The organism is Microbacterium sp. p3-SID336, assembly GCF_025143365.1.
Classification (GTDB): domain Bacteria; phylum Actinomycetota; class Actinomycetes; order Actinomycetales; family Microbacteriaceae; genus Microbacterium.
This window is the reverse complement of the sequence record NZ_JALXPE010000101.1, coordinates 1-6861: the sequence shown is the minus strand read 5'-3', so window position 1 is coordinate 6861 and position 6861 is coordinate 1. Positions and strand designations below refer to the sequence as shown.

7 protein-coding genes are annotated in these 6861 nt (G+C 70.3%); 5 read left to right on the top strand and 2 right to left on the bottom strand.

Going from position 1 to position 6861, the window contains the following annotated elements; translation table 11 throughout:
- A partial coding sequence (locus M3C17_RS18550) for a DNA modification methylase (protein WP_259979533.1) occupies window positions 1-461 on the bottom strand: 461 nt, incomplete at its 3' end.
- Between the two features lie 134 nt (window positions 462-595).
- Between M3C17_RS18550 and M3C17_RS18545 the strand changes: the two genes are divergently transcribed.
- The 5 genes from M3C17_RS18545 (at window position 596) to M3C17_RS18525 (ending at window position 5509) form a co-directional block, all read left to right on the top strand.
- On the top strand, window positions 596-1078 hold the full coding sequence (locus tag M3C17_RS18545) for a CarD family transcriptional regulator (RefSeq protein WP_050722636.1): 483 nt from the start codon (window positions 596-598) through the stop codon (window positions 1076-1078).
- A 68-nt stretch (window positions 1079-1146) separates the two neighbouring features.
- A complete protein-coding gene (gene ispD, locus M3C17_RS18540) occupies window positions 1147-2385 on the top strand; it encodes a 2-C-methyl-D-erythritol 4-phosphate cytidylyltransferase (RefSeq protein ID WP_259979532.1) in 1239 nt (412 codons plus the stop codon).
- A 62-nt stretch (window positions 2386-2447) separates the two neighbouring features.
- Window positions 2448-3851, top strand: a complete 1404-nt coding sequence (gene cysS, locus M3C17_RS18535; RefSeq protein WP_259979531.1) for a cysteine--tRNA ligase — start codon at window positions 2448-2450, stop codon at window positions 3849-3851.
- Window positions 3844-4848 (top strand): 23S rRNA (guanosine(2251)-2'-O)-methyltransferase RlmB, encoded by a 1005-nt coding sequence (gene rlmB, locus M3C17_RS18530; RefSeq protein WP_259979530.1) that lies wholly within the window; start codon window positions 3844-3846, stop codon window positions 4846-4848. Before cysS ends, rlmB begins: the two co-directional genes overlap by 8 nt.
- Window positions 4849-4867: 19 nt before the next feature.
- Window positions 4868-5509, top strand: coding sequence for an NAD(P)-dependent oxidoreductase (locus tag M3C17_RS18525; RefSeq protein WP_259979529.1), 642 nt, complete (start codon window positions 4868-4870; stop codon window positions 5507-5509).
- 6 nt (window positions 5510-5515) lie between these two features.
- Here the strand turns inward: M3C17_RS18525 and M3C17_RS18520 are convergent, their stop codons facing one another.
- A complete protein-coding gene (locus tag M3C17_RS18520) occupies window positions 5516-6820 on the bottom strand; it encodes a DUF4032 domain-containing protein (protein WP_259979528.1) in 1305 nt (434 codons plus the stop codon).
- Between the last annotated feature and the right edge of the window lie 41 nt (window positions 6821-6861).

Below are 6861 nucleotides of genomic sequence, written 5' to 3'. Positions count from 1 at the left end.
GGAGCGAGATCCGAGTAGTAGGGGAGGGTGCCGTCGAGCACGGGCACCTCGGTCGTGACGCCAGCGGAATCGCCGGACTGGAAGTGCATCTCGACCGTCGCGCCGGGCTTGGTGTCGAGGCCGACGATGCGCAGCGGCTCCTCGTCCGCGCCCAGGCTGATGGTCTCGCCCGCGGGCACCGTGACGGTGAAGGGGTCGACGCCCTTGACCGAGATCGTGAGCGTGCCGCGCTCCTCGGTCGGGTTCACGATGGCGCCGACGAAGTTGCCGACGGAGCCGTCCTCGGTCGCGATGACGAGGGCGTTGCGCACGTCGATCGGCCCCTCGGCGTCGGAGACGTTCACGCCGTCGGATGCCGCGTACTCGATCTTGGTGGACTGCGGGGTGATGAACGTGCATCCGGTCGCACCGAGCAGAACGAGGGCGCTGATGGCGGCTGACGCGACAAGGCGCGATTTCACGGGTCCTCCTGAGGTCCGGCGGGATGTCCTCACCCATTCTATGGGTAAGCCGCGCGGCGCTGCGGACCCGGGAGCGCGAACCTTAGCGCATATCCCCTGTGGTATCCTTGAGGTTGCCGAAAGGACATGTTTTTATGCTTTTTGAGGTTGGCGAGACCGTCGTCTATCCGCACCATGGCGCTGCGACCATCATCGAGGTCAAGGAGCGCATCATCAAGGGCGAGACGAAGAAGTATCTGAAGCTCAACGTCACGCAGGGTGATCTCATCATCGAGGTCCCGGCCGAGAACGTCGACCTCGTCGGCGTCCGCGACGTCATCGGCAAGGAGGGCCTGGACCACGTGTTCGAGGTGCTCCGTGCGCCGTTCACCGAGGAGCCCACCAACTGGTCGCGCCGGTACAAGGCGAACCTGGAGAAGCTGGCGTCCGGCGACGTCATCAAGGTGAGCGAGGTCGTCCGCGACCTGTGGCGCCGCGACCAGGACCGCGGCCTCTCCGCCGGCGAGAAGCGGATGCTGGCGAAGGCCAGGCAGATCCTGATCTCCGAGCTGGCTCTGGCCGAGAAGATCGACGAGGACAAGGCGGGCGCGCTGCTCGACGAGGTCCTCGCGTCCTGACGACGAGTTCACGGAAGGCGGGTGCTGCGGCACCCGCCTTTCGTCGCGTTCGCCGGTAACGTGAAGCTGTGAGCCTGCTTCCCGTCCCGCACACCGCGATCATCGTCGTCGCCGCCGGTTCCGGCACTCGCCTGGAGGCCGGCGCACCCAAGGCCTTCGTCGGCATCGACGAGCACACTGTCCTCCGGCACGCGCTCGACGGCGTCTTCGCCGCAGCGCCCATGCAGGTGATCGTGGTCGCCCCGGCCGGGTACGAAGGCGATGCCGAGACCGAGCTGCGCGCCGCCGCGGGGGAGCGGGCTGATCTCGGCCGCGTGGTCACAGGCGGCGCGACCAGGCAGGAGTCGGTCGCCGCGGGGCTCGCCGCGCTGTGGGGCGACGTGACGACGGTGCTGGTGCACGATGCCGCACGAGCCCTGACACCCGCGGCCGTCATCGATGCCGTCGCCGCGGCCGTCACCCCGGAATCCGCCGCGCTGCCCACGATGCCCGTCGTCGACACGCTCAAGCGCGTGGAGGACGGGCTGGTCGTCGGCGCCGTCGACCGTTCCGAACTCGCCGCGGCGCAGACGCCGCAGGGTTTCCCGCGCCTGCTGCTGGAGGCGGCGTACGCCAGGGCCGCGGGCGAGGGTGAGGAGTACACCGATGACGCGGCGCTGTTCGCTGCCGCAGGACACCGCGTGCGCCTCGTGCCGGGTGCCGAGCTCTCGTTCAAGATCACGACTCCGGCCGACCTGGAGCGGGCACGGCTGCTGCGAGAGTCGACGGCGAAAGCTCCGGCGCCGCCACGTCCGGCGCCCCGGCTGTCGGCCTTCCCGTCGCTGCCGCGCGTGGGGATCGGCACCGACGTCCACGCCTTCGGCGGTGAAGGCGACCTTCGCCTCGCCGGGCTCTCCTGGCCGGGGGAGCCGCCGCTCTCCGGACACTCGGACGGGGACGCGGTGGCCCATGCGATCGTCGACGCGCTTCTCGGCGCAGCGGGCATCGGCGACATCGGGGAGCACTTCGGCACCGCGCATCCCGAGTACGCCGGCGCTCACGCGGACGTGTTCCTGTCGCGCACGCGGGAGCTCCTCGCCGAGGCCGGTTTCGCGATCGGGAACGTGTCGGTGCAGTTCCAGGCGAATCGTCCCCGGTTCAGCGCGCGCCGTGCGGAGGCGGAGGCAGCGCTGTCCGCAGCACTCGGCGGAGCGGCGGTCTCGGTGACCGCCACGACGACCGACGCCCTCGGCTTCCCCGGGCGCGGGGAGGGCGTCTCCGTCATGGCGGTCGCGCTCGTGGTGCCGGTCTCCGCCGCGACCCGCTGATCCGCGATCGGGCATCCCGTCACGGGCGGGAGTGCCCAGCGGCCGCCGAGTAGGCTTGAGCGGTGACTCTCCGCCTCTACGACACCCGCGCACAGCAGCTGCGCGACTTCGTGCCTCTCGATCCCGAGAACATCACGATGTACGTGTGCGGCCCCACGGTGCAGTCCGGTCCGCACATCGGCCATGTCAGGGCGGCTCTCAGCTTCGACCTGCTGCGGCGCTGGTTGGAGCACACGTACGACCGGGTCACCTTCGTGCGCAACGTCACGGACATCGACGACAAGGTGCTCGCGAACTCCACCGCCGCGGAGCCGTGGTGGGCGCTCGCCTACCGCATGGAGCAGGAGTTCACCGCCGCCTACGCCGGCGTGGGCGTCCTTCCGCCGACGTACGAGCCCCGGGCCACGGCCTCGGTGCCGCAGATGCAGGAGCTCATCGCGCTGCTGATCGAGCGCGGCCACGCCTATCCCGCGCCCGACGGTTCCGGCGACGTGTACTTCGACGTGCGGTCGTGGGCCTCCTATGGCGCGCTCACCCATCAGTCGGTGGATGCGATGGAGGCGGCGGAGGAGGCCGACCCCCGAGGCAAGCGCGCTCCGCAGGACTTCGCGCTGTGGAAGGGCGCCAAGACGGACGAGCCTGCCGACGCCACGTGGGCGTCGCCGTGGGGGCCGGGGCGACCCGGCTGGCACATCGAGTGCTCGGCGATGTCGAAGCGGTACCTCGGCGCGGAGTTCGACATCCATGGGGGCGGCCTCGACCTGCGCTTCCCGCATCACGAGAACGAGCTCGCTCAGTCCACGGCCGCCGGCGACGGCTTCGCGCGGTACTGGGTGCACAACGGCCTCGTGACGGTCGACGGTCAGAAGATGTCGAAGTCGCTGGGCAACTTCACGCTCGCGCGCGACGTCCTCGCGCAGCACGATCCTCTCGTCGTCCGCTATGCGCTCGCCGCCGCGCACTACCGGTCGAGCCTCGACCTGTCCGAGTCGTCGTGGACGGAGGCCGAGGCGGCGCTCGGGCGCATCAAGAGCTTCCTCACGACCATGACCCGACTGGTCGACCCGGGGATCCCTCCCTCCCTTCCGGACGACTTCGTCGCCGCGATGGACGACGACCTGGGGGTGCCGCGCGCGCTCGGCGTGCTGCACGAGACCATCAGAGCGGGCAACAGCGCCTACGATTGGTCAGGCGACCCGAGCGTCGAGCTGGAACGTGCCGTCTCCGAGGTCATCGGCATGACGAACGTGCTCGGGATCAATCCGCTGTCGCCGGAGTGGCAGTCGGCGGACGCGGCGTCGAGGGCCGCTCTCGACGCACTCGTCCCGATGCTGATCGCCCAGCGGGCGCAGGCGCGGGAGGACAAGGACTGGGCGGCGGCCGATCGCATCCGTGACGCGATCGCCTCCGCAGGAATCACGCTGGAGGACACTCCGGCCGGAACTCATTGGAGTATCGATGGTTAAGCCAGGGCGCCCCGGCGCGAGCAAGGGCAAGAAGAAGGGCCCCACGAAGGGCACGGGAGGTCTCGGGCGCAAGGCGCTGGAGGGCCGCGGTCCCACGCCGAAGGCGGAAGACCGCGCGTGGCACCCGGCCGGAAAGCGCAAGGCCGCGGCCGAGCGCTATGCGGCTGCCGGCGGGAAGGGAAAGCCCGCAGGGCGACCCGCATCGGGTGGCAACCCCAACCGCACGGCCCGGTCGAAGGACAACACGACCGACACCGAGACGGTCACCGGGCGCAACTCGGTGCTGGAGGCGCTGCGGGCGAAGATCCCCGCGACGGCGATGTACATCGCCCAGCGCGTCGAGATGGACGACCGCGTCAAGGAGATGCTGTCCATCGCGACGCATCGCGACATCCCGGTGTTAGAGGTGACACGTCAGGAGCTCGACCGCATGGCCGGCTTCGACGGCGTGCACCAGGGCGTCGCGCTCAAGGTGCCGCCGTACGTGTACGCCCACCCGCAGGATCTGCTGGAGGAGGTCATCGACCGGGGCGAGACCCCGCTGTTCGTGGCCCTCGACGGTGTGACGGACCCGCGGAACCTCGGCGCGATCATCCGTTCGACGGGGGCCTTCGGCGGACACGGCATCATCCTCCCGCAGCGACGCTCCGCGGGAGTGAACTCGGCGGCCTGGAAGACGAGCGCCGGCGCCGCCGCCCGGGTCCCCGTCGCCCTCGCGACCAACCTCACCACGCAGCTCAAGGAGTTCAAGAAGCAGGGCGTCTTCGTCCTCGGGCTCGACGGCGACGGAGACGTGTCGCTGCCCGAGCTGCAGCTGGCCGATCGGCCGGTCGTGATCGTCGTCGGCTCGGAGGGCAAGGGGCTGTCGCGCCTGGTCACCGAGACCTGCGATCAGATCGTCTCCATCCCGATCTCGGCGGCGACCGAGTCGCTCAACGCCGGGATCGCCGCTTCCGTCGCCCTCTATCAGGTGGCGACCGTCCGCGCCGCGGGCTGACCGCAAGGAAAGGCAGAGCATGGCACGCATCATCGTCCTCGGAGGAACCGGCTACGCCGGACGGCACATCGTGGCGGAGGCAGTGAGTCGCGATCACGCCGTGGTGGCGATCTCGCGGTCCGCGCCCGCCGATCCGGTCGCCGGCGCGGCGTACGTGCAGGGTTCCGCGCTGGACCCCGCGTCGATCGCGGAGGCGCTCGCGGGCGCGGATGCGGTCGTCTCGGCGCTCTCTCCGCGCGGGGACATGGAAGAGCGCGTGCTCGATGCCCTCTCCGGCGTCATCGACCTGCTCGCCGGGACGGAGACCCGGCTCGGTGTGGTCGGCGGAGCCGGGGGCAGCCTCGTCGCCCCCGGCGGTCCGCGGCTGTTCGACCAGGACTTCCCCGAGGAGTACAAGCACGAGGCCCAGGTCGGCATCGACTCGCTTGCACTGCTGCAGGACTCGGACCCGGGTCTGGACTGGTTCTTCGTGCATCCGGCCGAGGTGTTCGGTCCGTGGGCCGAGGGCGAGCGGACGGGCACCTACCGCGACGGCGGGGACGTGCTCGTGCGTGATGCCGAGGGGAAGTCATACATCTCGGGCGCCGACTTCGCGGTGGCCGTGGTCGACGAGATCGAGCAGGGCAACCACCACCGCGAGCGCTTCACCGTCGGGTACTGAGGGCGGTCAGACGAGGTCGCGCCAGTCGACCTCGTCCTCGTCCTCCGCGAGGGAGAGCGTGCCCGTGATCACGGGGAGGCTCATGGTCTCCGTGGGCGGGCCCATGATGGTGGCCTCATCGCGCCGGTGCCGCAGCACGTCGTTGATGTAACTCGTGAGCACTTCCGCCAGGGCCACCGAGCGCCCCTGCGCCTGCGACAGGTACCACCGGTGCTCCAGGACCTGGTGGAACACCTCCGCGGGTTCGAGCTTGGCGCGCAGGTCGTAGGGGATCGCGCGGACCACGGGCTCGAACACGCGCGTCAGCCACTCGTGCGCGTACATCTCCTCGTCCGCCCACTGCTTGGTCGACCGTGCCCGGAACTCGTCGAGGTCGTTCAGCAGCCGTCTGGCCTGGTTCTCCTCCACATCGAGCCCGGTCAGACGGATGAGGCGGCGCTGATGGTGCCCCGCGTCCACGACCTTGGGCTGGATCTCCACCACCGTCCCGTCGGCCGTGGTGGACATGGACATCTCGTCGATGTCGAAGCCCAGCGCGTTGAGCCGCTCCACCCGTTCGGTGATGCGCCAGGTCTCCGCCGCGGAGAACGACTCCTGTGCGGTGAGCTCCGCCCACAGAGACCGGTACGAGGACACGATGCCGTCCGCGATGGCGACCGCGTCGACCCCGTGCTCCAGGCGGCCGCCCGCCGCGAGGTCCATGATCTCGCCGGCGATGTTCGTGCGGGCGAGATCCAGGTCGTACGCGCGCTGGCCGTCCGTGAGGCCCTCCTCGTGGAGTTCTCCGGTCTCCGCATCGACCAGGTACGCGGCGAACGCGCCGGCGTCGCGGCGGAACAGGGTGTTCGACAACGACACGTCGCCCCAGTAGAAGCCCACGTTGTGCAGCCGGACGAGGAGCAGTGCCAGCGCATCCACCAGACGGGTGGCCGTGTCCGGACGAAGGACGCGCGTGAACAGGGCGCGGTAGGGCATCGAGAACCGCAGGTGCGAGGTCACGAGGGCGGCGGGGAGCGGCGCGCCCGCGGAGTCCGTGCGACCGGCGATGACGGCCACGCGCGCCACGCAGGGCACGTCGAGGCGGGCGAGGTTGCCCAGCATGTCGTATTCACGCTGCGCCATCGCGGCCGTGGTCTCCTTCACCGCGACGACGCGCCCGGACAGGTCGGCGAAGCGCACCAGGTGGCGGGAGAGACCCTTCGGCAGCGACACGATGTGCTCGGACGGCCACTTGGCGAGGCTGGTGGACCAGGGCAGCGCGAGCAGTCCTGGGTCGACGGTGCTGGCGGTGATCCGCAGCGAGTCCTGCATGGTCACTCCTGAGGGGGCGGGAAAACAGGCGCGGGGGGGGG

Coding starts and splice junctions, on each gene's coding strand:
- M3C17_RS18545 (WP_050722636.1), top strand. CDS start 596: ATGCTTTTTGAGGTTGGCGAGACCGTCGTCTATCCGCACCATGGCGCT.
- rlmB (WP_259979530.1), top strand. CDS start 3,844: ATGGTTAAGCCAGGGCGCCCCGGCGCGAGCAAGGGCAAGAAGAAGGGC.
- M3C17_RS18525 (WP_259979529.1), top strand. CDS start 4,868: ATGGCACGCATCATCGTCCTCGGAGGAACCGGCTACGCCGGACGGCAC.
- M3C17_RS18520 (WP_259979528.1), bottom strand. CDS start 6,820: ATGCAGGACTCGCTGCGGATCACCGCCAGCACCGTCGACCCAGGACTG.